At 56.0% G+C, this 25,369-nt stretch carries 23 protein-coding genes; 11 read left to right on the top strand and 12 right to left on the bottom strand.

Features of this window, described 5'->3' with window-relative positions; all coding sequences use genetic code 11:
• Positions 1 to 45: 45 nt before the first annotated feature.
• The 6 genes from ACL2XJ_RS05205 to ACL2XJ_RS05230 all read right to left on the bottom strand — a co-directional run bounded on the left by ACL2XJ_RS05205 (position 46) and on the right by ACL2XJ_RS05230 (position 6,912).
• Positions 46 to 852: an ABC transporter permease gene (locus tag ACL2XJ_RS05205; protein WP_132924930.1), complete on the bottom strand. Its 807-nt coding sequence runs from the start codon at positions 850 to 852 to the stop codon at positions 46 to 48.
• 25 nt (positions 853 to 877) lie between these two features.
• Positions 878 to 1,852, bottom strand: a complete 975-nt coding sequence (locus ACL2XJ_RS05210; RefSeq protein WP_132927967.1) for an ABC transporter permease — start codon at positions 1,850 to 1,852, stop codon at positions 878 to 880.
• An 11-nt stretch (positions 1,853 to 1,863) separates the two neighbouring features.
• Positions 1,864 to 2,886, bottom strand: coding sequence for an ABC transporter ATP-binding protein (locus ACL2XJ_RS05215; RefSeq protein ID WP_413725862.1), 1,023 nt, complete (start codon positions 2,884 to 2,886; stop codon positions 1,864 to 1,866).
• Positions 2,887 to 2,969: 83 nt separating this feature from the next.
• On the bottom strand, positions 2,970 to 4,133 hold the full coding sequence (gene ydcS / locus ACL2XJ_RS05220) for a putative ABC transporter substrate-binding protein YdcS (RefSeq protein WP_413725863.1): 1,164 nt from the start codon (positions 4,131 to 4,133) through the stop codon (positions 2,970 to 2,972).
• Between the two features lie 28 nt (positions 4,134 to 4,161).
• Positions 4,162 to 5,637, bottom strand: a complete 1,476-nt coding sequence (locus tag ACL2XJ_RS05225; protein ID WP_413725864.1) for a gamma-aminobutyraldehyde dehydrogenase — start codon at positions 5,635 to 5,637, stop codon at positions 4,162 to 4,164.
• Positions 5,638 to 6,000: 363 nt separating this feature from the next.
• On the bottom strand, positions 6,001 to 6,912 hold the full coding sequence (locus ACL2XJ_RS05230; RefSeq protein ID WP_203520613.1) for a LysR substrate-binding domain-containing protein: 912 nt from the start codon (positions 6,910 to 6,912) through the stop codon (positions 6,001 to 6,003).
• A gap of 324 nt (positions 6,913 to 7,236) precedes the next feature.
• Between ACL2XJ_RS05230 and ACL2XJ_RS05235 the strand changes: the two genes are divergently transcribed.
• Entirely contained in the window at positions 7,237 to 9,267 is a 2,031-nt protein-coding gene (locus tag ACL2XJ_RS05235) for a TIM-barrel domain-containing protein (protein WP_413725865.1), read from the top strand.
• Between the two features lie 13 nt (positions 9,268 to 9,280).
• On the opposite strand, the gene ACL2XJ_RS05240 is transcribed toward ACL2XJ_RS05235, so the two are convergent.
• On the bottom strand, positions 9,281 to 10,903 hold the full coding sequence (locus ACL2XJ_RS05240; RefSeq protein ID WP_413725866.1) for a glycoside hydrolase family 13 protein: 1,623 nt from the start codon (positions 10,901 to 10,903) through the stop codon (positions 9,281 to 9,283).
• 290 nt (positions 10,904 to 11,193) lie between these two features.
• On the opposite strand from ACL2XJ_RS05240, the gene ACL2XJ_RS05245 reads away from it, so the two are divergent.
• From ACL2XJ_RS05245 to ACL2XJ_RS05260, 4 genes are all read left to right on the top strand, one after another.
• Positions 11,194 to 11,766 (top strand): hypothetical protein, encoded by a 573-nt coding sequence (locus ACL2XJ_RS05245; protein ID WP_413725867.1) that lies wholly within the window; start codon positions 11,194 to 11,196, stop codon positions 11,764 to 11,766.
• Between the two features lie 67 nt (positions 11,767 to 11,833).
• Entirely contained in the window at positions 11,834 to 12,448 is a 615-nt protein-coding gene (locus ACL2XJ_RS05250) for a hypothetical protein (protein ID WP_413725868.1), read from the top strand.
• A 228-nt stretch (positions 12,449 to 12,676) separates the two neighbouring features.
• Positions 12,677 to 13,180: a hypothetical protein gene (locus tag ACL2XJ_RS05255; RefSeq protein ID WP_413725869.1), complete on the top strand. Its 504-nt coding sequence runs from the start codon at positions 12,677 to 12,679 to the stop codon at positions 13,178 to 13,180.
• Between the two features lie 763 nt (positions 13,181 to 13,943).
• Positions 13,944 to 14,813, top strand: a complete 870-nt coding sequence (locus tag ACL2XJ_RS05260) for an aldo/keto reductase (protein WP_413725870.1) — start codon at positions 13,944 to 13,946, stop codon at positions 14,811 to 14,813.
• 212 nt (positions 14,814 to 15,025) lie between these two features.
• Here the strand turns inward: ACL2XJ_RS05260 and ACL2XJ_RS05265 are convergent, their stop codons facing one another.
• A complete protein-coding gene (locus ACL2XJ_RS05265; protein WP_413725871.1) occupies positions 15,026 to 16,147 on the bottom strand; it encodes an NADH:flavin oxidoreductase in 1,122 nt (373 codons plus the stop codon).
• A 102-nt stretch (positions 16,148 to 16,249) separates the two neighbouring features.
• Between ACL2XJ_RS05265 and ACL2XJ_RS05270 the strand changes: the two genes are divergently transcribed.
• The 6 genes from ACL2XJ_RS05270 (at position 16,250) to ACL2XJ_RS05295 (ending at position 19,941) form a co-directional block, all read left to right on the top strand.
• A complete protein-coding gene (locus tag ACL2XJ_RS05270) occupies positions 16,250 to 16,663 on the top strand; it encodes a winged helix-turn-helix transcriptional regulator (protein ID WP_132924907.1) in 414 nt (137 codons plus the stop codon).
• 185 nt (positions 16,664 to 16,848) lie between these two features.
• Positions 16,849 to 17,934 carry an aldo/keto reductase gene (locus ACL2XJ_RS05275; RefSeq protein WP_413725872.1) on the top strand — a complete coding sequence of 362 codons (1,086 nt, stop codon included), beginning with the start codon at positions 16,849 to 16,851 and terminating at the stop codon, positions 17,932 to 17,934.
• A gap of 348 nt (positions 17,935 to 18,282) precedes the next feature.
• A complete protein-coding gene (locus ACL2XJ_RS05280; RefSeq protein ID WP_132927966.1) occupies positions 18,283 to 18,390 on the top strand; it encodes an ash family protein in 108 nt (35 codons plus the stop codon).
• An 86-nt stretch (positions 18,391 to 18,476) separates the two neighbouring features.
• Positions 18,477 to 18,665 (top strand): hypothetical protein, encoded by a 189-nt coding sequence (locus ACL2XJ_RS05285; protein WP_203520596.1) that lies wholly within the window; start codon positions 18,477 to 18,479, stop codon positions 18,663 to 18,665.
• A 118-nt stretch (positions 18,666 to 18,783) separates the two neighbouring features.
• Entirely contained in the window at positions 18,784 to 19,215 is a 432-nt protein-coding gene (locus ACL2XJ_RS05290) for a DUF29 domain-containing protein (protein ID WP_203520594.1), read from the top strand.
• Positions 19,216 to 19,263: 48 nt separating this feature from the next.
• Positions 19,264 to 19,941 carry a RibD family protein gene (locus ACL2XJ_RS05295; protein WP_413725873.1) on the top strand — a complete coding sequence of 226 codons (678 nt, stop codon included), beginning with the start codon at positions 19,264 to 19,266 and terminating at the stop codon, positions 19,939 to 19,941.
• Between the two features lie 298 nt (positions 19,942 to 20,239).
• On the opposite strand, the gene ACL2XJ_RS05300 is transcribed toward ACL2XJ_RS05295, so the two are convergent.
• The 4 genes from ACL2XJ_RS05300 to rhaT all read right to left on the bottom strand — a co-directional run bounded on the left by ACL2XJ_RS05300 (position 20,240) and on the right by rhaT (position 25,133).
• Entirely contained in the window at positions 20,240 to 21,091 is an 852-nt protein-coding gene (locus ACL2XJ_RS05300) for a hypothetical protein (protein ID WP_413725874.1), read from the bottom strand.
• 249 nt (positions 21,092 to 21,340) lie between these two features.
• Positions 21,341 to 22,612 carry an L-rhamnose isomerase gene (locus ACL2XJ_RS05305; RefSeq protein WP_132924893.1) on the bottom strand — a complete coding sequence of 424 codons (1,272 nt, stop codon included), beginning with the start codon at positions 22,610 to 22,612 and terminating at the stop codon, positions 21,341 to 21,343.
• Positions 22,609 to 24,081, bottom strand: coding sequence for a rhamnulokinase (rhaB, locus tag ACL2XJ_RS05310; RefSeq protein ID WP_413725875.1), 1,473 nt, complete (start codon positions 24,079 to 24,081; stop codon positions 22,609 to 22,611). The genes ACL2XJ_RS05305 and rhaB overlap by 4 nt, the downstream gene beginning before the upstream one ends.
• A 17-nt stretch (positions 24,082 to 24,098) precedes the next feature.
• Positions 24,099 to 25,133, bottom strand: a complete 1,035-nt coding sequence (gene rhaT, locus ACL2XJ_RS05315) for an L-rhamnose/proton symporter RhaT (RefSeq protein ID WP_132924890.1) — start codon at positions 25,131 to 25,133, stop codon at positions 24,099 to 24,101.
• Between the last annotated feature and the right edge of the window lie 236 nt (positions 25,134 to 25,369).

Consider the following 25,369-nt stretch of genomic DNA (forward strand, 5'->3'; position numbering starts at 1 on the left):
CAGATACCCGGCCAAATAGCCCTGCTACCGCCGGTGAGATAAAATTTACTTCTCGCCCCCCGCCGTCTCTTCGCCCCCGCGGGTGAGATAATAGGCCCACAGTATGGGCAGCATGGTCACCAGCGTGACCAGCAGCGACACCACGTTAGTGATGGGCACATCCCGCGGCCGACCCAATTGATTGAGCAGCCACAGCGGCAAGGTCCGCTCATGGCCGGCGGTAAAGGTGGTGACGATAATTTCATCGAACGACAGCGCGAAGGCCAGCATCCCTCCCGCCAGCATGGCCGAGGCCAGTCCCGGCAGCACCACGTACCGGAAGGTCTGCCAGCCGTCGGCGCCAAGGTCCATTGACGCCTCAATCTGACTGTAGGAGATGCGCCGCAGGCGGGCAATGACATTATTGAATACCATTACCACGCAAAACGTGGCGTGGCCGATGACGATGGTGGCCACGCCCGGCTCCACTCCCAGCGCCTTGAAGGCGGAAAGCAGCGCGATGCCGGTAATGATGCCCGGCAGGGCGATAGGCAGGATCATCATCAGGGTAATGGCCTGCTTACCCAGGAAATCGCGCCGGTAAAGAGCCGCCGCCGTCAGCGTGCCGAGGAACAGCGCAATGGCGGTGGCCATGGCGGCTATCTCCAAAGACAGCAACAGCGCCGATAGGATATCCTGCCGTCCGGCGGCCAGCACAAACCAATGCAGGGTGAATCCTTTGGGCGGGAAGCTGAACGCCGCGTCTTCGGTATTGAACGCATACAGCGCGATGATAGCGATGGGAAAATGCAGGAACACCAGGCCGCCCCAGGCGGACAGCTTCAGCGCCAGCGGCGCGCGTTCACTCTTCATTTAACCCTCCTCCCGGTTCGCGGACTTACAGCGCATCGAATGCCCCCAGGCGTTTGGCCAGCGTCAGGTAGATACCGATCAGGACTATCGGCACCAGGGTAAAGGCCGCCGCCATAGGCATATCCCCTATGGCTCCCTGCTGGGCGTAGACCATGCTGCCGATAAAATACCCCGGCGGCCCCACCAGCTGGGGCACGATAAAATCCCCCATGGTCAGGGAAAAGGTAAATATCGAGCCGGCGGCGATGCCGGGAACCGCCAAAGGCAGGATCACATAGCGGAAGGTCTGGCCGGGACGGGCGCCCAGATCGGCGGAGGCCATCAACAATGACGGCGGCAGGCGCTCCAGCGCGGCCTGGATCGGCAGGATCATAAACGGCAGCCAGATATAGACGAACACCATAAAGCGGCCGAGATGGGAGGTGGACAGGGTGCTGCCGCCGATACCCGGCACGGTCAACACCGCCTGCAGCGCCCCCTCCAGCCCGAGATGCTGCAAGAACCATTGCAGCACACCGTCATGAGCCAGCAGCAGGGTCCAGGCATAGGCTTTGACAATATAGCTGGCCCACATGGGCATCATGACCGCGATATAAAAAAAAGCCTTGGTGCGGCCGCGGGTGTAGCGGGCCATATAATAGGCCAGCGGGAAAGCCAGCAGCGCGCCGGCCGCCGTCACCGCCAGGGCCATGCACAGGGTGCGTAAAATGATATCGTAATTGGCCGGGCTGAACAGCGCGGCAAAGTTGGCGGCGGTGAGCGTCGGCTGGACCGTCATGGTGAAGTCGTCAAAGGTGTACATCCCTTGCCACAGCAGGGCCAGCAATGCGCCGATATACACGATGCCGAACCACATCAATGGCGGCAACAGCAGCAACAGCAGGAAAAACGTCGGCCGCCGATAGAAAAACGTGGCGAGGGCGCCGCCGGGCCCGGACGGATTCGGCAACGGCGGCGGCTGGGACGGTGAACGGGGCTGGGAGGAATCCGGCACGATCATATCCATACCTCTCACTCCCGCAGCGCCGTCATGGCCGCCCGGGGCCATGACGCCGTCAGCCGCTGACCCAGCGCCGGTCCGTCCGGCGTCCCCACCCCCGCCGGATGGGTTTCGCTGACGGTAAACCGCACGCCCCGGGCCAAGGTTAATTCATACCGGGTCATGGCTCCCTGAAACAGGATATTGCTCAGTTCTCCGTTGACCGACAGTTCATCCGCCGCCGGCCGGGTTAGCCGGTGAATGCGGGCGAACTCCGGCCGGATGGCGAAGATGCCGTTCTCGCCGGTCAGCTCCCGCGCCAGTTCACCCTCGATAACATTGGCGCTGCCGACAAAATTGGCCACAAAGGTACTGCGGGGCGTGAGATAGAGCTGACGGGGATTGTCCACCTGCTCAATACGCCCGCGATTGAATACCGCCACCCGATCGGACATGGAAAGCGCCTCGCCCTGATCGTGGGTGACAAAAATAAAGGTAATGCCCAGCCGCCGCTGCAGGGTTTTCAGTTCCCCCTGCATTTGCTCCCGCAGCTTAAGATCCAGCGCCCCCAGCGGTTCGTCCAGCAGCAATACCCGGGGTTCGTTCACCAGCGCCCGCGCCAGCGCCACCCGCTGCCGCTGGCCGCCGGATAAATGGGCCGGCTTGCGGTTATGAACGTCCTCCAGCTCCACCAGCCGCAGCATGGCGCGGGCGCGGTTCATCCGTTCGCCGCGTCCCACCCCTTTTACCATCAGGCCATAGGCCACGTTATCCAGCAGCGACAGATGAGGGAACAGCGCGTAATCCTGAAAAACGGTATTCACATCGCGCCGATAGGGCGGCAGATCGACGGTATCCCGTCCATGCAGGCGGATGGTGCCGGTATCCGGCCGCTCAAAACCGGCGATCAGCCGTAGGCAGGTGCTTTTGCCCGATCCCGACGGTCCCAGCAGGGAAAAAAATTCCCCGTCGGTAATATCGAGGGACACCCGATCCACGGCGGCCACACCGTTGAAACGACGGGACACATTATCCAGGGCAACGGCGCTGGTCATAGTCATTTTCCTCCAGGTCAACGGACATCCGCCTCAGCATTGATGTCCCGCTCTTTGCCGCCCCGTACGCTGCGGCTACCTCTTCAGCGCCCGCCCATAATGGCGATATAATCCTGCGTCCAGCGGCTGTAGGGCACGCACTGACCGCCGCCGGCGCTATCGCATTTGGCGGTGGGGGTTTTCCAAAAGGCAATTTTTGCAAACTGATTGAACCCGTTGGTTTCGCAGCCTTTCGCCCCCAGCAGGGTGCTGGCTTTACAGCCGTCCGGCACCGCCGGCACTGAACCGAACCAGGCGGCCACGTCACCCTGGACCTTCGGTTCCAGCGACCAGTTCATCCAGCGGTAGGCGCAGTTGGGATGACTGGCGTCGGCGTGCAGCATGGTGGTATCCGCCCAACCGGTTACCCCCTCCTTGGGTATTACCGTGGCGATAGGCTGCCCCTCCCCCTCGAGGCCATTGGCCTGATACGGCCAGGCGCCGGATGCCACCACGCCCTCGTTTTTAAAGTCGCTCATCTGTACCGAGGTATCGTGCCAGTAACGGTGGATCAGCGGATGCTGCTGCTTAAGCAAAGCCAGCACCGCCTGGTATTGCGTTTCGTTCAGCTGATAGGGATCCTTGATACCCAGTTCAGGCCGCGTGCTTTTGAGATAAAGCGCCGCATCAGCGATATAGATGGGGCCGTCGTAAGCCTGCACCCGCCCCTTATTGCTTTTGCCGTCCGGCAGGTTCTGCGGCTCGAACACCACCGCCCAGCTGTCCGGCGGCGTGGTGAAAACCTTGGTATTGTACATCAGCACATTCGGCCCCCATTGATAAGGGGTACCGTACACCTTGCCGTCGACGTTAAACCAGGGACCACCCGACAGACGGGAATCCACATTATGCCAATTGGGAATCAGCGCGGTATTGATGGGTTGGACCCGCTTGCCGTAAATCAGCCGCAGCGAAGCGTCTCCCGACGCGGTCACCAGATCGTAGCCGCCCTTGGCCATCAAGCTGACCATCTCGTCGGAGGTGGCGGCGGTTTTCACATTGACCTGACAGCCGGTCTGTTTTTCGAACGCGGTGACCCAATCATAGTTTTTATCGGTCTGGCCCCGTTCGATATAACCGGGCCAGGCGATGATATCCACCTGCCCCTCGCTTTTTCCCAATTGCGTCGGCAGATCGACGGCCTGGGCCAGCGTTACGCCGCACAACCAGCTCAAACATAGCATACCCGCCTGCGTTATCTTCATCATCGCCTGTCTCCTGTCATACCATAAAGGCTCAGTGCCGTGAGGGAAACCGGCCGTCGAATTTCGCCATGATGTGGCGAACCACGCTGTAGTCCTGTAACGCTTCACCGGAGAGATCCTTGCCGTAGCCGGAGCTTTTCAGCCCGCCGTGCGGCATCTCGCTCACCAGAGTGAAATGGGTATTGATCCAGGTACAGCCGTATTGCAACTTCGACGCCAGGTAAAACGCCTGATCCACATCCCGCGTCCAGACCGAGGATGCCAGACCGTATTCCGAGTCGTTAGCCCACTCCAGCACCTGCTCGATATCGTCGAAACAGGTCACGCTGACCACCGGACCAAACACCTCGCGCTTAATGATTTCATCCTGTTGCAGACAGCCGGCCAGAAGCGTCGGCCGGTAGAAAAAACCGGGGCCGTCATGGGCGCCGCCGCCGGCTATCAGGGAAATATGCGGCTGTTCCAGCGCCCGTTCGATAAAGCTGGCCACCCGATCGCGCTGGCGGGCGGAAATCAGCGGGCCAAGATCGTTTTCATCGTCGATGGGCCGGCCGAAACGCAGGCTTTTCACCGCCTCTCCCAGAGCCTCCACCAGTCGGGGATAAATACCGGCCTGGGCATAAACGCGACAGGCCGCCGTACAATCCTGGCCGGCATTGTAATAACCGAACTGCCGGATACCGGCCACCACCGCCGCCAGATCCGCATCATCGCAGACAATCACCGGCGCATTCCCCCCCAGCTCCAGATGGGTACGTTTAATGCCGCCGACCGCCGCCTGAAGAATCTTTTGTCCGGTCACGGTATCGCCGGTCACGGAAATCATCCGCACCAGGGGATGATTCACCAGCACCGCCCCGGTGGTCTCGCCCCGGCCGAACATCACGTTAATGACGCCGTCCGGCAGCAGACCGTCCAGGCGGTGCATCAATGCCAGAATGGATAACGGAGTATGCTCGGAAGGTTTAAACACCAGGGTGTTGCCGGCCGCCAGGGCCGGCGCGATTTTCCACGCGGCCATCATCAGCGGATAATTCCACGGCGCGATAGACGCCACCACGCCGATGGCATCGCGTCTGAGCATCGACGTATGGCCGGGAAGATATTCACCCGCCAGTTGCCCTTGCCGGCAGCGCACGGCCCCGGCGAAAAAACGGAACACATCGGCGGCGGCGGCGATATCGTCGTTAAATGCCTGATGGAAGGGTTTGCCGCAGTTCAGCGCCTCCAGCCCGGCCAGTTGCCGGCCATCGCGCTCAATGACCGCCGCGATGTCCAGCAATACCCCCGCACGATGGGCCGGCGTGGTGGAGGACCACTGCCGGAAGGCCCGGTGAGCGGCGGCTACCGCGCCCATCACCTGCTCCTCGCCGGCTTCCCGCAGCGTCAGAATCACCTTGCCGGTGGCGGGATTGACAATATTCTCCGCCGATCCCTCGCCGGCGACCTTTTCTCCACCGATATAATTTACCCAGGGAATCCCGGTTAACAGCGATTGATCGATCAAAGCGATAACCCTCCGGCCCGGACATGGGAGTTAACAACTTATATACATAACCTTATACATAATCTTATCGATGAGACTATCCCGCCCACGGGCCCAGCGACAAATACTAAATAACGAACGTGGCGTTCGGAAAAAGCGAAGGGATGCGGGATGAATTGCCAAACAGCCGGATAGCGGTCTTCTAGCAAGTCAACAGCTTTAAGCGAAGGTTAAACCGAACGTGTTAAAGGGAGACCGTGCCAATGAGGTCGAAGCGGGCGTGGTTTTTCCGCCCGCCCGAGTGCCTCATGGCGCGGTAGGCCCGCTATCACTAAAGCTTAAACCGTACTGTTAAAGGGAGGCCGTGCCAATGGGGCCGAACCTTTATGCCACCGGCTTGCGGCCCGGCGTTTTTTCCCGCGCCAACGCGAGAAACGGCGCAATCAGCTCAGGCCGGCTATTGCCCCGCCGCCAGGCCAGGCCCACATTCAAATGCTCGTTAAGATCCGACAACTGGCGCGCCTCGATCATACTGCCCTCCAGCGACCAGGGCCGATAGGCCATATCGGGCTGAATAGATACCCCCAGCCCCGCGGCCACCATACTACGCACCGCCTCCGTAGACGCGGTGCGCATGGCGATACAGGGATGCAGGCCGGCACGGGCCCAAATTTGACGGGCATGCCGTTCCATCTCGTCGGCGTTAAGCTGCACCAGCGGATAGGCAGCAACATCCGCCAGGGCAATAGACTCCTGCTCCAAAAGAGGATGCAGCGGCGGCAGCCACAGCCGATAGGGAGAATGCACCAGCACCTCGGTCTGCAAAGCGTGGCGATCCTCAAGGTTACTCAGTATCAACACCCCGATATCGATCTCGCCGTTAACCAGCAAATGCTCGATATAGCGCCGCTCATCCTCAACGATGCGCACGTTGACCCCCGGATAACAGGCGCGAAAACGGGTGAGTATATCCATCAGAAAATAACCGGACACCAGACTGGTCACCCCCAGGGTCAGATCGCCGCTAAGGCTTTCCATCCCCTGCCGAACGCTGAATTTGGCATTCTCCACCGTGGCCAGGATCAAATTGGCCTGCCGCAGGAACTGATGCCCCTGGTGGGTCAGCGTCATACCCTTGGCGTGACGCTCGAACAGCGGCGCCGCCAGTTCATCCTCCAACTGCTGAACCGCCAGCGTCAAAGAGGACTGAGCCACAAACGTCGCCTGGGCGGCGCCGGAAATGGAGCCGGCTTCCGCCACTGCGATAAAATGCCGTAACTGCCGCAGTGTTAGCATATGCCCCCGCCTGGTTTGCGCACTCTTTCAACGGAATCCCCCACAACCCCGCCACAAGCGTCCCGGATACCGCTCGATAGAGAGCTGGCCGCGAATCCTAGCATCAAGTTATATAGAGAGTAGGCCGGCAATTCTAGAAATTAGTGATCCCTCCAATACAATTCGGAAAAAACGTCGGTTATCCCGCGACCGCAATCGAGTAGGCCGCCCCGAGGCAGGAAAGGATCGCACGCCTCGCTTTTTTACCCGCCTTGCTATAGTTAAAAAACGGTAACCGTTCCGCTGGCCTGAATACCGGCTTCACCCGCGCTGTGAGGATTGGAAATGACAAACTTATCGGTAAAAAATCATAAAGTTTACTGGCGCGCCAGCGGCCAGCAATTGGTGATAGAACCCTGGGGAAAAAATAGCCTGCGGATCCGGGCCACCTGCTCACCGCATCTGGATCTGCAAGAGAACTGGGCCCTGCTGCCCGACCCCGACAATCACCAGGTGAAAATCAAGGAAAAGCCGTCGATGGTGCGTATTACCCACGGCAATATCACGGCGGAGATAGATAATCGCGGACGGCTGGCTTTTTACAACCAGCGCGGAGAGCTGCTGCTGTCGGAGTGGTGGCGGCAAAGAACCACCGAAGATATTCCGGGGGATATCAAAAAGGAAAAATACGTCAGTCCGCTGGAAATCGAGGCACGGGAATTCAACCCTATACCCGGCGGGAAATATCAGCTGACCCAATATTTCGAAGCCCACCGGGATGAAAAAATATTCGGCATGGGGCAATACCAGCAGTCGATGCTGGACCTGAAAGGCTGCGTGCTGGAACTGGCGCAGCGCAACTCCCAGTCCAGCGTACCCTTTATGCTCTCCAGTCTGGGCTACGGCATGTTATGGAACAATCCGGCGGTGGGGGAAGTGCATTTCGCCAACAACCAAACCCTCTGGCGGGCGCGGGTCACCCATCAGCTTGATTATTGGATAACCGCAGCGGACCGGCCGTCGGAGCTGGTGGAGCAGTATGCCGCGGTCACCGGCACGGTGGAGGTGATGCCGGAATTCGCCACCGGTTTCTGGCAATCGAAATTACGCTACCGAACCCAGGACGAAGTGCTGATGGTGGCGGAAGAATACCGACGCCGCAAACTGCCGCTGTCGGTACTGGTGATCGACTCTTTTCACTGGCCTATCCAGGGTACCTGGCGCTTCAACGACATTGACTGGCCGAACCCGAAGGCCATGGTGGATAAACTGCGGGCCATGGGTATCGAACTGATGGTTTCCGTGTGGCCCACCGTGGACCAGCGGGCCGAAAGCTACAACGAAATGGAAACCGAAGATTTTCTGGTCCGCAGCGATCGCGGCATACCTATCACTCTTGATTCCAGGGGCAGCACCACTTTTGTTGATACCACCCATCCCGGCGCGCGGGATTATGTCTGGCAAAAAATCAAACAGAACTATTACGATATCGGTATCCGCTGGTTCTGGCTCGATATGGCGGAACCGGAGTACCGGACCTACCATTTTGACAATTATCGTTATTTTATGGGTACCGCGCTGGAAGTGGGCAACATCTATCCGCAAAAATTCGCCCAGTGCCTGTATGACGGCCAACGGCGGGAGGGGCAGCGGGATGTTCTCAACCTGGTTCGCTGCGCCTGGGCCGGCAGCCAGCGTTTCGGCATGCTGGCCTGGTCAGGGGACGTACACTCGTCTTTCCATGCCCTGCATAATCAGGTGGTGGCCGGCTTGAACATGGGTCTGGCGGGCATTCCCTGGTGGACCACCGACATCGGCGGCTTCCAGGGGGGACGGCATGACGATCCCGCCTTCCGGGAACTCTTGATCCGCTGGTTCCAGTGGGGGGTATTTTGCCCGGTGTGCCGCCTGCACGGGTGCCGGGAACCGGAAATCCCGCCGCCGGAAATGTACCGCGACGGCGTTGAACAGTGCAACAGCGGATCCCCCAACGAGCTCTGGAGCTTCGGCGAGGAAAACGAACGGATCATGTCCCGCTGGCTGGGCATCCGCGAGCGCCTGCGGTCCTATATTCATGACCAGATGGTGGCGGCGCATCAAAAGGGCACGCCGGTCATGCGGCCGCTCTTTTATGATTTTCCCGACGACCCGGCCTGCTGGGAGATAGAGGACCAGTATATGTTCGGCCCGGAGATTTTGGTGGCGCCGGTACTGGCCCAGGGCATGCAGTCACGGCGGGTCTACCTCCCACCCGGCGACGGCTGGCGGGACCTGTTAACCGATCAACGGCGGCCCGGCGGCAGCTGGATAGAGGTGGACACCCCCATCGATACCATACCGGTATTTGTGCGGGGGGACGCCACCGTACTGGCTTAAGCCGGATTCGCCCTCACAGGCTGATGATACCTCCTTCCCATGGCCGGATAATCCCCTGCTCCAGCAGGGGCACAGCGGTATAATTATGCAATATGCTGGCCGCCTGGGGAGAGATCCGCAGGTCCGCCGGGTTGATGGCCAAGGTCTGACGGCTGAAATTACCGAACACCAGATACCGGCGGTTATCGTATTCACGCACATAAGCAAAAAGCTGTTCATGCCGCGGCAGTAATAATTCATAACTGCCGTAAACCAGCCAGTCCGCGGTTTTGCGCAGCGCTATCAAACGGCGGTAGAAATGGAAAATCGAGTAGGGATCCCTCAAGGCCGCATCGACATTAATCTCGCTATAGTTGGGGTTCACCTTTATCCAGGGCGCGCCGCTGCTGAAACCGGCATGCTCGCCCCCATCCCACTGCATCGGCGTACGGGCGTTATCCCGGCCCTTGGCGTAGATTGAAGCCATGATGCTGCCCGCGCCATGGCCGGCAGCCAGCCGATCCCGGTAGAGATGAAGGGTCTCGATATCACGATAATCCGCCATATCGGTAAAGCGGACATTGGTCATACCGATTTCCTCTCCCTGGTAGATAAACGGCGTTCCGGCCATACCGTACATCACGGTAGCCAGCATTTTGGCGCTTTTTAGCCGATATTCGCCTTCATCGCCGAATCGGGACACCGCCCGCGGCGTATCATGATTGTTCCAGAACAGGCTGTTCCAGCCCCTGCCGTATAACTCTGTCTGCCACCGGCTCAACAACGACTTCAAATCAAGCAGAGAGTATGGAGCGAGATCCCATTTTTCCCCGCCGGGCTGCGCCTGATCCAGGGTAAGATGGCCGAACTGGAAAATCATGCTCAGCTCATGCCGCGCCGGAGAGCTCCACAGAGGGCCGGTTTCCGGCGTCGCCGTCCAGGATTCCCCCACCGTCAGCACATTCCGCGGACCAAAGCTTTTTTCATTCAGCTCGCGGACATACTCGTGCAGCCGGGGACCGTTGGCGGTAATGCCCTGTTCCGGAACCTTGCCAATCAGATCGATAACATCGAACCGAAAGCCGCCGATGCCCTTGTCCAGCCAAAAAATGAGAATATCCGCGATCTCCTGGCGCACCCGGGGATTGCGCCAGTTTAAATCCGGCTGTTTTTTGCTAAAGAGATGCAGATAATATTCACCGGTTTCCGCTTCATACTGCCAGGCGCTGCCGCCGAAGGTGGAAGACAATGCATTGGGTTGTTTGGCCCAGATATAATAATCTCGATAAGGGTTATCCGCTGATTTCCGCGCTTCCATAAACCATTTATGCTCATCGCTGGTGTGATTGGCGACAATGTCCATCATGATTTTCATGCCGCGCTTACCCGCCTCGGCTATCAGCAGTTCCATATCCGCCATGGTGCCGAACTCTTGCATAATCCGGCCATAATCGGCGATATCATAACCGTTGTCATCGTTGGGGGAGGCGTAAACCGGGCACAGCCACAGCACGTCCACCCCCAGCAAAGCCAGATAGTCCAGCTTGGACCGGATACCGGCCAGATCGCCGATGCCATCGCCGTCGCTATCACAAAAACTGCGTGGATAAATTTGGTAAACCGACGAACGATGCCACCAGCAATCCTGTTTATGCATAACAAAGCCCTTGTGCCGCCCGGCGAGCGGGCCCGCCGTATGGTTATAGCCTTGGGTAAGGTATATCGCAGGAAAAGGGACAGCGCCAGATGAAGTTTGTCAGGGAACTTTGCCACGCCGGGCTATCTATAAATCAGCACTGCTGGAAATATTAACACAGGCTCAACAAGTGAAGGTATTTAATGGATTCAGATCTCGCAGATGATAAATTTCGTCTGGACACACTATTCACACTATTGCGGACACTCAAACATATTTTATTTAAATTCTAAAAATTGCAGAGAATAAATATGACTACCTATTTTTCTTCAAATATTAATCAATACTACTTTTCTTCCACAACAAAGCCTTCATCCCAACGCAACAACGGCATGGGTAAATCTTTCAAAAGCGCATCCAACGCCGCCCTGCCGAAAGCATTCTCTTGGATAACCGGCATTGCGGGCTGCGCAATGTTAACGCTCCCCATCTATCTCAGCCGCACGGCAATCTCAGCCGCCGTCCATAATATAAACCGCTCGCTGTTTTATAGGGAAGGCAGCGCCTGCCAGGCTATCAAAGAACTGTTATCCGCTGGTATAGGTTATGGCGCCGCGGGCGGGGCCATTTACGGCTTATCAACAGCGCTGCTGCTCAATGAATTAAGCAGAATCAGTAACCGCTCCCCGGATAAGGGCCATTCCAAAGACTTATTATTGGTCATCGGTGGGACCTTAGGGATGATAGCCGGCGGTCTGGCCGGCGCGGTGTATTCCGTTTCACTACAGCAAGATTATCCTGATTACTATCATCACGCACAGGATAATTACCATGCAAATGGCCATCACCACGCAAATTATAATCCGTCAATGATTAACGATTAACCCTTGGCCGCCACCGCACAGCGGGTACGATAATATATACTAACCGTAAAATGCTTATTGATACCCTATGCCTTCATTTATTTTAAAAAAGCCATGTCTACTCAATGCTATAGAGGAAAATATGAATATTGATTCCGAGCCAATCAGAACTAATGATACCGCTATCCCCGGAAGTACGTTTTTATCAAAAAGCAAACGCGGCATAAGCGCTATTTTTCAGCGCGTGTCCAACTCCCCCCTGTGGCAAGATCCGGCCTGCCGTACCAGCTTTGCCTGCGGCGCGCTCGTGTCAACCGCCTCGTATGCCGGCGCTAAATTAATCTCATCCGCGGTCTATGATATAAACGAGTTGTTGGCGCCTTGCGAAAGCGTCTCACCTCAGACTTATGGCGAGGTAATGAGTGCAGGTTTGAAATATGGCCTGTCCGGCGGCATCTTATCCGGGTTGGCGGTAGCGGCTATTATCAGGAGAAACATGAATTTCATAAACGTCAGCGAAGATTATGATCACGCCAAGAAACAACTGTTGAAAATTGGCGCGGCCATAGGGTTATCATTCGGCGCTATTGCCGGCATGCTGTATGCTGTCCATTTGCAACAAGTTCATAATACGGACGATAGCCATTTGGCCTGCTCAGGTCATCCCCCTATCATCATCAGAGAACAGCATTTTGATATTTAACCATTTTCCCGGCGAAAGAGGCGGCGTCTTATGAGGCCCCGAAGAGCGATTCTCCGCCATTAAGCCAAACCAACAACCCACGGGTATTGTTTTAGGCTCAATAAGCGCCAATACTTATTGAGTCAGATTCACCTGAATGCCGTAGTTTGATGTTTAAAGTAAAATAGCCATAATAATGTGATGATCCGTTTCATACATTTTTATGTTCCAAATAGAATAGAGAAAAATATGATCATCGATAATAGTTCACGAGGGTATGATTATATCCCCATGACAACACTTCTTTCCGAAACTCATGTTGATATGGGCACGCGTATTCAAACAATATCCAATGTTGCCCCAGCGCCGGTACGATCCTGCTTAATCGGCATCTCCTGCGGAGTAATTATGGCCGCCACGACATACATCAGCGGCAAGGCCATTACCAGTGCGGTTTACGATTTAAACAGCCATTTGGCGCCGGGGGAGCCGGGAAAAAGCGGCTCTCCTAAAGACATCATTCATCTGGGCTTAAATTATGGCGCAATGGGTGGAATCATCACCGGATTGTCGGCTGCGATGGTTCTCAGGCAGTGTATCAAGCTCAGTAACCGCCCCGATTTTTATGCCGATCACAAGAATATCTTATTGATTATAGGCGGCACCGTGGGTATGGGACTCGGCAGCATCTTCGGGGCAATGTATTCTGTCGCGCTGAATCATTGGATAACTATGCTTGATAGTGAGAGCTGAAATAATTAATCCTTAGTAGGATACTGATATCCTTTGCTCATGCACCTCGCCCCTACTCGTTTTGAAAAGCCAAACACAGGCCGTGAAAAAGTCACCACTTCCTCCAACGACGCTTTTAACAGCGGCGTGATGGTAAAAGTCCGGCACTGAGCCTGCACGCGTACGGCTTGGTCGGCCAAGATAAAGCAATTGATGATTTCGGATGGCTCACTGTAATAAACGCTAAGTGGGCAATCCGTCTGTTATCCAAACGGCCCGTCCGGGCGGAACCAGACGAAGGCTCTCTTCGGTTTGAATCGATAGCGTCCCCATGATGACCTGGGTAAGCTGGCGGAGGGATGTTGATGATAGGCCATACGCGCGCCTCTGCCGGAAATAGCCATGAGCAATATCAGCGCCAAGGTGAAGGAGGGCAAACTCACCGATGCGACTACAATTGCCTTCACCCAGCGGACGTTCGATAGCTTCCTGGCCTCCGTCTTCGAATAAGCATCAGGCATGGCACGCATTGTCATTCCCCCTTAAGTCCGGAGAGCTAGTATTGCCTTGGTAGTACTGTCAATTATCATTTTTGGCGGCCTGGGATGGCGGGATTGTTCTACGCCCTGTTGAGTGTAAATTCCACAAACGATTCCCCGCCCGCCATGTCGAAAGCCATGACGCAAGCTACATTTTAGATCGAACCGCGTTATGCATCTTTATCACCGGCCGCTGCTTGGGGCCGTTTTGAGCAATTCCTCTTTCCTATCATAAGGAACACATTATGAGTACGATTAACGCAGCCGCATCAGGCCAATTCAAGCTTGGGGATTTCACCATTAACCGTTTGGGCTTTGGGGCCATGCGCATCACCGGCGATGGTATCTGGGGACAACCGGCCGACAGGGAAGCCTGTCTCGCCACCTTGCGCCGCCTTCCTGAACTGGGCGTCAATTTTATCGATACCGCCGACAGTTATGGTCCCGACGTCAGCGAACAGCTGATTCATGAGGCGTTACATCCTTATAAAGGCCTGCTCATCGCCACCAAGGGCGGACTGACCCGCCATGGACCGAATATCTGGCAGCCGGTGGGACGTCCGGAGTATCTGCGCCAGGCGGTATTGCTGAGCCTGCGTAAACTGGGCGTCGAACAAATCGGCCTGTGGCAGTTGCATCGTATCGATGCCAAAGTTCCGGCGGAAGAACAGTTCGGCGCCATCGCGCAGATGCAAAAAGAGGGTTTGATCCGCCATGTGGGATTAAGCGAAGTGGACGTTTCGCAGATCAAAGCAGCGCAAAAGTTCTTCCCGGTGGTCTCGGTGCAGAACATGTACAATCTGGTGACGCGCAGCCATGAAGCGGTGGTGGATTACTGCACCGAAAACAATATCGGTTTTATCCCCTGGTTCCCCCTGGCCTCAGGCGACCTGGCCAAACCCGGCTCCTTGCTGGATACGCTGGCGAAACAGAAAGGGGCGACTCCCAGCCAAATCGCCCTGGCTTGGATATTGAAGCGCAGCCCGGTTATGCTGCCCATTCCCGGCACCAGCAGCGTGAAGCATCTGGAAGAAAACGTGGCGGCGGCCAATGTGACCCTGACCGATGAAGAGTTTGCACAGCTCGACCAGCAGGGCCGCAAGCAGCAGCACTAAAGCGCCCATTGTCCTATAAGCTCCCCATGCCACGGTAGGCCCGCTACAACCAACCGTGCAACGAACGTGTTAAAGGGAGACCGCGGCAATGGGGTCGAAGCGGCCATAGCCGGCCGCGGAGCGCCCCATGCCACGGTAGGCCCGCTATCACCAACCGTGCAACGAACGTGTTAAAGGGAGACCGCGGCAATGGGGTTTTATTCGTTTTCCCCCTAGAATAGTTCACCCAGCGCCGCCGGGCTGAAATCCGGCATATTTTCGGTTTCTCCTGTGCGCACCTTGGCGGCCCAGCGCGGCTCGGTGATCAGCGCACGGCCAACGGCAATAAGGTCGAACTCATCCCGCTCCATCCGCTGGACAAGATTATCCAATCCCACCGGACTGGCGCTTTCCCCGCCGAAGCTGCCGAGAAAATCCCCCGACAATCCCACCGAACCGACGCTGATGGCGGCGGCGCCGGTTAACTTCTTGGCCCAGCCGGCAAAGTTCAGCCCGTTTGCACCATCCTGGTCCGGAAACTCCGGCTCCCAGAAACGTCGCTGGGAACAATGCAGCACATCCGCCCCCGCTTCCACCAGCGGCACAAGCCAGTCGGCCATGGCATCGGGGGTTTCGGCCAGCCTGGCGGTGTAATTCTGCTGCTTCCACTGACTGATCCGCAAGATAATGGGATAGTCTGGACCCACCGCCGCACGCATCTCCTTTAATACCTCGCCGGCAAACCGGGCGCGATCTTTTATCGTGGCGCCGCCGAAACGATCCTTGCGCAGATTGGTTTCGGACCAAAAGAACTGGTCAATCAAGTAGCCATGGGCGCCATGGATCTCAAAGGTATCGAAGCCCAGCCGCTTGGCATCGGCCGCCGCCCGGCCATAGGCGGCAAGGGTATCGGCAATGGCCTCATCGCTCATGATCTCGCCCCGGGGCACTCCCGGCGCCGCCAGGCCCGACGGACTCTCAACCGGGACATCGGGCACCCAGTCGGTTTGGAAACTGGCCACCGCGCCTACGTGCCAAAGCTGGGGCCCCATCTTGCCGCCGGCGGCGTGGACTTCATTTATCACTCGCTGCCAGCCCGCCAGCGCCGCTTCACCATGGAAAAACGGCACTTGCGGATCGTTCCTGGACGCCGGCCGATCGATAGCCGTACCCTCTGAAAGGATCAACCCCACCTCGGCCTCGGCCCGGCGGCGATAATAGGCGGCGACATTCTCGCCCGGCACGCCTGCCGGCGAGAAGGAACGGGTCATGGGGGCCATGACGATACGGTTTTTTAAAGAGAGGGATTTTATCCGGAAAGGCTGGAACAGGATGTCCACTTGCGGTGCGTTCATAAATTTAAGCTCCGGTTAACGACAAGGCTTTGATGGTATATTATGTATACCTCGAGTCAATCAGGCACTTTAACGCTACCAGGTAGCCAACAGGAAACCGCCATGTCCGAAGTGCAACACCCGGTGGGCAGCATAACGCAAAACGCCGCGCCGGCAGCTGAATGCCATATCTTCTCGGCGGCGGATTGCCCGAGCCGCTTACTGCTGGATCAGATTGCGGATAAATGGTCGGTACTGATCCTTGCCGCTCTTTGCGCCGAGCCGCTGCGCTTTAATGTCATCAAGCGCCGCCTCGATGGCATAACCCAAAAGGCGCTCACGCAGAGCTTACGGCGCCTGGAGCGCAACGGCATTGTCGCGCGGCGCGTCATTACCGCCTCCCCCATCGCGGTGGAGTATCGCATTACCCCGTTGGGCCATACTCTAAAACAACCTTTCCAAGCGCTGTACGACTGGACCGTCGATTATCTGCCCGAAGTGGAACGGGCGCGCGAGGAATTCGATCGCAACCGCTGATAACCGCCGGGCCTGTTCCCTCGCTGCGCTTCGGTCAGGTAGGGATATGTCGCGGGGCGTCATAATCCCGCACGATTGCGCATAAATAACGGACGATTGGGCATGGCATGCTCTCGATATAAAAGCGATGATTCACTGCTGAACAAGCGTGCATCAGTGCGCCCCATGCCTAACAGGAGCCTTTTATGTCTCTCGACGCTTATCTCACCCTCGGCCGGTCCGGCCTGCGCATCAGCCCCCTTTGCCTGGGCACCATGACCTTCGGCGAAGACTGGGGATGGGGATCATCGGTCAGCGAATCAGAAACCATTCTGGCGACATTCCTTGACCGGGGCGGCAATTTTATCGATACCGCCAATATGTATACCAAAGGCCATTCCGAGAAAATCATCGGCGATTTCTTCGCCCGCGATGGCGGCCGGCGCGATCGGGTGGTGCTGGCCACAAAATTCTCCGGCAATATGTATCGGGGCGATCCCAACGGCGGCGGCTGCAGCGCCAAGACCATCATCGCCTCCTGCGAACAGTCGCTGCGCCGGTTGCAGACCGATTATATCGACCTTTACTGGCAGCACGCCTGGGATGCCTTTACACCCATTGAAGAAACCATGCGCGCCATGGATAGCCTGGTGGCCGGCGGCAAAGTGCGCTATATCGGTTTTTCCGACACGCCAGCCTGGAAAGTCGCCCAGGCGCAAACCCTGGCCCAGTTTCGCGGCTGGTCCCCGCTCATTGCGTTGCAAATTGAATACTCATTATTGCAACGCACCGTGGAAGACGAACTGATCCCCATGGCCCTTGAGCTGGGGCTGGGGGTGATACCCTGGTCGCCGCTGGCGGGGGGAATTTTATCCGGTAAATACCGGCGCGATAACCGTTCCGTCGCCCAGGGCGGCCGCAGCGACAGCAAGGCCGACTCGCTGGGGGATCGTGAATATGCCATTATCGACGCGCTAATCGCTATTGCCGCCGCCCACGGCGCCACGCCGGCGGCGGTAGCCCTGGCCTGGGTCCAGTCGCGGCCGGGGGTGGCATCATCCATTATCGGCGTGCGACGGCTGGATCAGTTGGAAGCCAACCTGTCCGCATTGAAAGTACGGCTGAGCGATGAGGAAATCGCTGAACTTTCCCGGCTTTCAGCGCCGCCGGAGACCTTCATCAACTGGATCAACGGCGTCGGGCCCACCGTCTTCCAGGGCGGCACCACGGTTAATGGCCGTCCTGCGGAGGTTTTCCCGCTGTCTCCAGAGAACGATGATCAGCGGTATTAATCTCCTATAGGAACGCTGGTTGTATAAGGTTAATTAAGCGCGCCCATTTCGTTTGGGCGCGCTTACTGATTTGATGCTGTGTTCAGCTCAAAAGCAGCATTTTTACGGGTTGGCATATTATTGCATTTCATCTGTCTCTTTCACAAAGGCCTAGGTAGAGAATTGCGAGGCGGATTCTGAATTAATTTTTCTGATTTATTCTTGTTATTCCAGGGGGTTGCTTTGAATGAAATGGCTAAGGCATAGTCCACCCGCTACGGCAAAATCCGCAGCCGGAATTGACGTTCCGACAATCACTCAGTGCTTGATAATGCAGTACAATCAAGTAGCATCTGCGCACACCCCATTATGGTGGCCCAGGCAGGGGCTTTGCAAAAAGCGCCGGCTGTAGTGACCGGTAACGTCAACTCTGTCTGGGCTACCACCCTTGAGATTGACGTCTCGGGTAGTAGTTGATCCTCCATCACTATAGGGGCTGTCTATGGCTACTTTTTTTATCCCTACTCGTCCGCAGCACACTCACCTTATCTCGGGGGTGAATCATGTATGATTCTTCACCCCTCAATTTGGAAGAAATCGTCGATCATTGCCGTGCGCTGGCCTATGCCGCCATTGAAATACCGCACCCGGTGGTAAAAGAACTGCTGCTGTATATCCTGAGTGAACGGCTGGATTTGCTGGACCGAACCTTGGATGGGGAGATCGTCGAAGATTCGGTGGTTCTGCATTAATCATCGAACCACCGAAATATCGAATAATTTTACAATAATGCGCCAGTTTTGACTGACGCGTTTTTCTCTGACAAACTCAGGTTATCCGCAGGATAACCTGAAATTCAGGGGAGTAACTATGACAACCCGTTATGACAGCGACTTTTATGGGTGGACTCAGGAACAGGCAGAGTTATTGCGTTCAGGCCGTCTCGCTGAGCTGGACACCAAAAATCTGCTGGAGGAAATTGAGTCGATGGGAACCAGTGCGGAAAATGAGCTTGAGTCTCGTCTTGAAGTTCTGTTCATCCATCTGCTGAAATGGCAATTCCAAGCGGAAAGACAAGGACGGAGCTGGAGACTGACCATTGAGGAGCAGCGCCGTAAGATAGAGCGCCGCCTGAAAAAAAGCCCTAGCCTCAAACATAACCTGCCGGAAATTATCGAAGATGCCTATGGCGACGCGGTGATAAGCGCGGAGCGTGAAACCAATATTAAACGCACCGTTTTCCCCTCTTCCTGCCCGTGGTCCTTTGAACAATTTATGGACCCGGCGTTTTATCCGGATTGATTTCAGGGAATCGGTCACTTTTACTTGGAAAGATGAAGGGTATAAAAAATGAAGCCTTATATTATATGCCATATGCTGTCCGCCATTGACGGCCGCAGCCTTACCGATGGCTGGAACCTGAAATACACCGGCGATCTTTATGAATCCACCGCCGCCAGCTTTAAGGCCGACGGCTGGATTTGCGGCCGGGTAACCATGCAGGAAGTGGCCCACAGCATTGAGTATCCGAAAGGGCTGGCGAAAGCGCCGCTGCCCCGCGCCAACGTATTCGCCGTGCGCGACGCCGCGCAATACGCCATCTCCATCGATCCCAAGGGACGGGTGGGCTGGCAGCGCAATACCGCCCTGGATTCCCATGTAATCGAAGTGCTCACGGAGCAGGTGAGCGATGATTACCTGGCCTATCTTCAGTCCATCGGCGTCTCCTATCTGTTCGGCGGCAAGAGCGAGCTTGATTTGGCGGCGGTGGTGGAAACCCTGTCCCGGGAGTTGGGAGTGAAAAAATTGATTGTCGAGGGCGGCGGCCATGTCTGCGGCGCGTTCGTCAATGCCGGACTGGTGGACGAGGTCAGCGTGTTGATTGTGCCCATTGTGGACGGCCGCACCGGCCACGCCGCATCATTTGATATCCCGGTGGACGCCTGGCAAAAGCCCGCCTACCTGAAGCTGGCGTCGGTGGAAAAAACCGACCATGACGGCGTATGGTTGCGCTATACCCGGACCTGATTGTGCGGTCGGCAGTCCGAACTGCTCGGCTATTTTGAGGCACAGCCATTCGTTCTCGCCGCTTTCGGTTAAATCCAGATTGTTATAATCAATCATCCCCACCGACAATTTGAAGATATGACTGGCAGGGGTGCTGCCTTTCGGTCTATTGCATTGATTTATATATCATAATGTCGAATTCGACACCGCCGCCATTAACCAGTGGCCCGTAGGAAAAGGGCCATTCAGGAATGACGCAGGCGACAATGAGCCAGTCAGGCCAAGGCTGTCAACAGGTTGAGCATGGCAAAGCAGTGCGTTAATCGATCAGGTTATAGCTAAAAAAACACTCGGGCACGTGAATACCCTGCTCTTGAGCATAGTCGAGAGTACCGTAATGCTGCTCCACCACGGCGGCGATTTCAGCGAACGCGCCTTTAAGAATGCGCAAATAACTGATTTCGTCGTCATCAAGCAAATCATTGTTACGGAAAAGGATTCCATAGCCCTTTTCCAACAAAGGCAACAAGTCCATGCGCAGACACATACCATTGCAAAAGTCCGTTAACACCGGCATAACGGACATATTTAATCCAAACATGTTGCCAAGCGCCTCCACGCTCGCCCTCGCGGCAAAGACCTTATCCGTGTATAAGCAAAGCGTCAGGGCATCAAGAAAACGCATGCTGCTCCGATAAATAGCGGCTTTGTCAACATCAAGCAACAAAGCGCAGGTAAATAATTCAGCAAGCTGCTCAAAAACCTTAGCCCTGACTTCTTTAGCAACAATTTCTTCCGCCAGGCTACGACGTAGCGTGGCGTAATCAATAATTCGCCCGTTCCAGGGAAAACATGTCAGGGTGGGGTTTTCGCCCGCCAGAGCTTGGTAGGATTTTAACATTTCAACAGCGTGGTATTCCTTTTGACATAATGACTCACAAATTTCATTTATTCCCTGCGCATCTTTATTATCGATTTTATCGCCGCTCTGTATTTTAGATATCAGTTCATCAATCTCATAGAACTGATAGGCCATATTACTCTTGCAAAGCTGAAAATAACTTACTGAAAGATCATTAAGCATTTTCAATGATTTTTCGTTATTATTTTCAACATTGCATGGAATTAACGTTATCTTGCATGAAGTATAATATCCATTCACATTATCCATCGTATAAGCCTCTCCCTTGGCGCAGTAAAGCACCTATAAATTTAATCGAGATAAATGATCGCATGAATAAAATTGCCGGTTTCATCATAGCGGCCAAGATCATTCAAATCCATAAAACTGCGGGACTTACCTATTTGATTAAATTGAATTGTTGCCAATGAAGGTGGGGTGGACTGAGGTGGCGCTTCTTAAGCACCGTTCCGCAGGCAACATGCCCGCGGAACGGGAAATACCGGTTTTTTTAACGCGCTAAGCGTTATTCCCCCCACGGCGCGGCAGCACCGATGTTTCATAGCGACGTACCGCCGACAGCCAGTCGCCGCCCACCGGCGTGTCATGCCATTGGCAATAGCGGTCCCAGACCGCCTGCCAGGGCAAGGATTTTTGCTCTTCCAGCAGAGCTAAACGCGCGGTGTAATCCCCCTGTTGCTCCAACTGACGCAGCTGTTCGGTGGGTTCGAGCAGGGCGCGCAGCAGTGCTTTTTTCATATTGCGGGTACCGATGACCCAGGCGGCGATGCGGTTAATGGAGGCATCAAAGAAGTCCAGACCGATATGCACCCGATCAAAGAACTTGTTGCGCACGATTTCATTGGCGATGGCCTGTGTTTCGTCGTCCAGCAGCACCACGTGGTCGCTGTCCCAGCGTACCGGACGGCTGACATGCAGCAGCAGACGGGGGACAAACAGCATGGCGCTGGTAATTTTGTCGGAAATGACCTCGGTGGGATGGAAATGGCCGGCGTCGAGACATAGGGCGGTACCCCGGCTGGTAGCATATCCCAAAAAGAATTCACTTGAGCCCACGGTGAAGCTTTCAGCGCCGATGCCGAACAGTTTGCTTTCCACCGCATCAATATGGTATTTGACGTCGATTTTTTCCGCGATGACGGCATCCAGCGACTCCAGCAGGCGCTGACGCGGCGCCAGCCGGTCGATGGTCAAATCCTTCATACCGTCCGGCACCCAGATATTCATGACGGAAGCGGTACCCAGCTCACGGCCGAAATAGGCCGATATACGGCGACTGGCCTGGCAATGCTCGATCCAGAACTGGCGAATGCCTTTATCGGCGTGGGACAGGGTAAAACCGTCGGCGCTGAGGGGATGGGAAAAACAGGTGGGGTTGAAATCGAGTCCGAGCTGGTGCCTGCGCGCCCACTCTACCCAGCCGCTAAAGTGTTTCGGTTCGATTTCGTTACGCTCAACCTTACCTTCGGCTTCCAGATAGATGGCATGCAGGTTAAGGCGCTTCGGCCCCGGAATCAGTTTAAATGCCTGTTCCAGATCCGCCCGGAGCTCGGCGGCGTTGCGCGCCTTGCCCGGATAGTTGCCGGTAGCCTGAATGCCGCCGGTCAGCGAACCTTCCGGATTCTCAAAACCCGTGACGTCGTCTCCTTGCCAGCAGTGCATGGAAATCGGCAGGGTATCCAGGAATTTTAATGCCGCCTCGGCATCGACATTCACATCGGAAAAACGCTGTTTCGCCAGCAGCCAGGCTTGTTCGGGAGAGTTATTCATATTGCTGTTTCCTGTTGAAAATGACAGATTTCCTTAAACCGCTGCCATACTGCGGCAAGCTCGGGAACCCGACGGGGTGAAAAATGACGCGGCGGGAAGCTGCGCTCCACAATGCGTCGCCAGCAGGCGAGATCGGGCACATCTCCCAGCGTCATCAATTGGCAACCGACATTACCGAGCGTGGTGGCTTCCACCGGGCCGGCGGTAACCGGAATCTGACATATATCCGCGCACAGTTGATTGAGCAGCTGGTTTTGGCAGCCGCCGCCGACGATATAGAGATGGTTCAGCTTGGCCCCGCGCAACTGGCTTAACTCCTGCAAGACCCGGCGGTAACACAGCGCCAGGCTGTCCAGAACGGTACGGGCCAGCGCCGCGTCGGTTTGCGGCACCGGCTGGCCGGTTTCGCGGCACGCGGCGCGAATGGCGTCCACCATGGACGGGGGATTGAGGAATCCATCGTCGTTGGGATTGATGAGACTGGCAAAAGGGGGCTCTGCGGCCGCCTGGGCGATCAGCGCCGGTAAATCGGTCAGGTTTTGCTCACGGCAGATGCGCTGAAGCAGCCAAAGTCCCATGATATTTTTCAATACCCGGTAGGTGCCGCTGACGCCCCCCTCGTTGGTGATATTGGCCGCCAGCGCCTGTTCGCTGTTATAGGGAACATCACTTTCAAACCCCATCAGCGACCAGGTGCCGGAACTCAAATAGGCGCTATGCCTGTCTTTCAGCGGCGAAGCCACCACCGCGCTGGCGGTATCGTGGCTGGCCACGGCTATTACGGGCACCCGGCGCCCGGAAGGACCGGCCCATTCCCCCACCGTATTGCCCGGCAGACGCGGGGTGCCGAACCAGCGGCGCGGAATGCCCAGATAGTCAAGCAGGCTTTGATCCCAGTCGCCGTTTTGCAGATTAAGCATCTGGGTGGTGCTGGCATTGGTATATTCCCGATTCATCTTGCCGGTCAGGCGGTAGGTGAAATAATCCGGGATCATCAGGAAATGCGCCACCCGGGGAATAATATCCGGCGTCTGGGCACACAGGGCCTTTAATTGGTAAAGCGTATTAAACGGCAAAAACTGAATGCCGGTATGGCGGTAAAGGGATTGATATCCCAATTCGGCGGTGACCTGCGCCATCACGCCGTCGGTGCTATGGTCGCGATAGGAGACCGCTTCGCCGACCCGCGCTCCCTGCTCATCCAGCAGGACATAATCCACTCCCCAGGTATCGATACCGATACCGTCCAGCGGGAAGACATTGTTCCCAAGCTTGGTGAGGCCGGTGAGTATCTCCTTTTCCAGCCCGTCGAGATCCCAGCAGTCATGGCCGCCCACGGGTTTGAAGCCGTTATCGAACCGATGGATTTCCTTGATGCCCAGGGTTTGGGTATCGGACTGCCAGCTCGCCAGCATTACCCTTCCGCTTGAGGCGCCGAGATCCACCGCGGCAAGATTACGTATAGTCATCAGTGCTATCTCCTATCTCAGGACGCGATACCGAGACCGACAATATTGGCCGCCAGGATAATCACCAGCGCACCGAGGCACAGCCGGCGCACCGGTTTTTTGCCCACACCGCTCCACTCTTTGAGCACCAGTCCCACGATGCCGCCGCACAGCACATAAAAACTCATATGCAGCATCCAGCTGACATAGTGATATTGAACCGGAATATTGGCCTGGCCCCAGGCATAGAAGAAAAATTGCAGATACCACATCACGCCGCCGAGAATGGAGAACAGGGCGTTGGCAAGCAGCAAGGGTTTAGCCAGGGATAAATCCGCCTTCAGCGACAGCTCGGGTTTGGTGGCCAGCCGGATAAAACAAAAGGCCAGATTGACAATCGCGCCGCCGCCCATAATCACCACATAGCTCGGCAGAGCCACATACAGCGGGCTGATACCGGCATTTTTCGCCGCTTCATGCATGGGCAAGGCCGCATCCATGGCAAAAGACATCCCGGCGGAAAAAATGCCGCACATCACCGCCAGCAGCAGCCCTTTCTTCAGGTTGAACTCTTGGGTACTGATGCCCAGCGCCCGCTCCTTCATCATGCCGGCATAACTGACGATGCCGACGCCTATCAGCGCGACGAATACCCCAAGCAAGGTGATCTGGCCGCCGCTGGAATGGACCAGGGCGCCGAATTTACCCTGAATGATAGGGGTCATCAGCGTACCGACTATCAGGGTAATGCCGATGGCGATGCCGATGCCCATGGACATGCCCAGATAGCGCATGGTCAGGCCGTAGTTGATATTGCCGATGCCCCACATGGCGCCGAACAGAAACACCGGCAGCAGCGTGGACAGTGAGAAAGAACTGTAATAACCCCAGAAGTCCGGTAGCAGTATGGCGCTCACCGTCCAGGGTAGAACGATCCAGGAGAAGAAGCCGCCCAGCGACCACATGGTTTCCCAGCTCCATCGACGGACCTGCTTAAAGGGTGCATAAAAACAGGCGGCAGAAGCGGCACCCACGAAGTGCCAAAAAATGCCGAGAATTATTGAACTGCCCATTTGAGAAATTCCTTTAAAAAATAGGACCTCTTTAAAAAAGAGATAAAAGAGAGCTAATTTAAAACTGCGGTTACAGAAGTTTTTATATATTAAAAGATTTGGAGAATATGGCCTTCTTGACAATGCCATTTTCCTTGCAAAAATGGCAAACAGCGTAAGAAACGAGTGATCTGAATCACAAATCCATCACATCATTTTATTGACAGAGAATATTCCAGCGCATTTTGACGGCATGA

It is taken from the genome of Sodalis sp. RH16 (assembly GCF_047324245.1).
Lineage (GTDB): Bacteria > Pseudomonadota > Gammaproteobacteria > Enterobacterales > Enterobacteriaceae > Acerihabitans > Acerihabitans ligni.

What these genes read in the sequence shown, in the direction of transcription:
- ACL2XJ_RS05205 (WP_132924930.1), bottom strand. Translation starts at nt 852, where the DNA reads ATGAAGAGTGAACGCGCGCCGCTGGCGCTGAAGCTGTCCGCCTGGGGC.
- ACL2XJ_RS05210 (WP_132927967.1), bottom strand. Translation starts at nt 1,852, where the DNA reads ATGATCGTGCCGGATTCCTCCCAGCCCCGTTCACCGTCCCAGCCGCCG.
- ACL2XJ_RS05215 (WP_413725862.1), bottom strand. Translation starts at nt 2,886, where the DNA reads ATGACCAGCGCCGTTGCCCTGGATAATGTGTCCCGTCGTTTCAACGGT.
- ydcS (WP_413725863.1), bottom strand. Translation starts at nt 4,133, where the DNA reads ATGATGAAGATAACGCAGGCGGGTATGCTATGTTTGAGCTGGTTGTGC.
- ACL2XJ_RS05230 (WP_203520613.1), bottom strand. Translation starts at nt 6,912, where the DNA reads ATGCTAACACTGCGGCAGTTACGGCATTTTATCGCAGTGGCGGAAGCC.
- ACL2XJ_RS05235 (WP_413725865.1), top strand. Translation starts at nt 7,237, where the DNA reads ATGACAAACTTATCGGTAAAAAATCATAAAGTTTACTGGCGCGCCAGC.
- ACL2XJ_RS05240 (WP_413725866.1), bottom strand. Translation starts at nt 10,903, where the DNA reads ATGCATAAACAGGATTGCTGGTGGCATCGTTCGTCGGTTTACCAAATT.
- ACL2XJ_RS05245 (WP_413725867.1), top strand. Translation starts at nt 11,194, where the DNA reads ATGACTACCTATTTTTCTTCAAATATTAATCAATACTACTTTTCTTCC.
- ACL2XJ_RS05250 (WP_413725868.1), top strand. Translation starts at nt 11,834, where the DNA reads ATGCCTTCATTTATTTTAAAAAAGCCATGTCTACTCAATGCTATAGAG.
- ACL2XJ_RS05255 (WP_413725869.1), top strand. Translation starts at nt 12,677, where the DNA reads ATGATCATCGATAATAGTTCACGAGGGTATGATTATATCCCCATGACA.
- ACL2XJ_RS05260 (WP_413725870.1), top strand. Translation starts at nt 13,944, where the DNA reads ATGAGTACGATTAACGCAGCCGCATCAGGCCAATTCAAGCTTGGGGAT.
- ACL2XJ_RS05265 (WP_413725871.1), bottom strand. Translation starts at nt 16,147, where the DNA reads ATGAACGCACCGCAAGTGGACATCCTGTTCCAGCCTTTCCGGATAAAA.
- ACL2XJ_RS05270 (WP_132924907.1), top strand. Translation starts at nt 16,250, where the DNA reads ATGTCCGAAGTGCAACACCCGGTGGGCAGCATAACGCAAAACGCCGCG.
- ACL2XJ_RS05275 (WP_413725872.1), top strand. Translation starts at nt 16,849, where the DNA reads ATGTCTCTCGACGCTTATCTCACCCTCGGCCGGTCCGGCCTGCGCATC.
- ACL2XJ_RS05280 (WP_132927966.1), top strand. Translation starts at nt 18,283, where the DNA reads ATGGTGGCCCAGGCAGGGGCTTTGCAAAAAGCGCCGGCTGTAGTGACC.
- ACL2XJ_RS05285 (WP_203520596.1), top strand. Translation starts at nt 18,477, where the DNA reads ATGTATGATTCTTCACCCCTCAATTTGGAAGAAATCGTCGATCATTGC.
- ACL2XJ_RS05290 (WP_203520594.1), top strand. Translation starts at nt 18,784, where the DNA reads ATGACAACCCGTTATGACAGCGACTTTTATGGGTGGACTCAGGAACAG.
- ACL2XJ_RS05295 (WP_413725873.1), top strand. Translation starts at nt 19,264, where the DNA reads ATGAAGCCTTATATTATATGCCATATGCTGTCCGCCATTGACGGCCGC.
- ACL2XJ_RS05300 (WP_413725874.1), bottom strand. Translation starts at nt 21,091, where the DNA reads ATGGATAATGTGAATGGATATTATACTTCATGCAAGATAACGTTAATT.
- ACL2XJ_RS05305 (WP_132924893.1), bottom strand. Translation starts at nt 22,612, where the DNA reads ATGAATAACTCTCCCGAACAAGCCTGGCTGCTGGCGAAACAGCGTTTT.
- rhaB (WP_413725875.1), bottom strand. Translation starts at nt 24,081, where the DNA reads ATGACTATACGTAATCTTGCCGCGGTGGATCTCGGCGCCTCAAGCGGA.
- rhaT (WP_132924890.1), bottom strand. Translation starts at nt 25,133, where the DNA reads ATGGGCAGTTCAATAATTCTCGGCATTTTTTGGCACTTCGTGGGTGCC.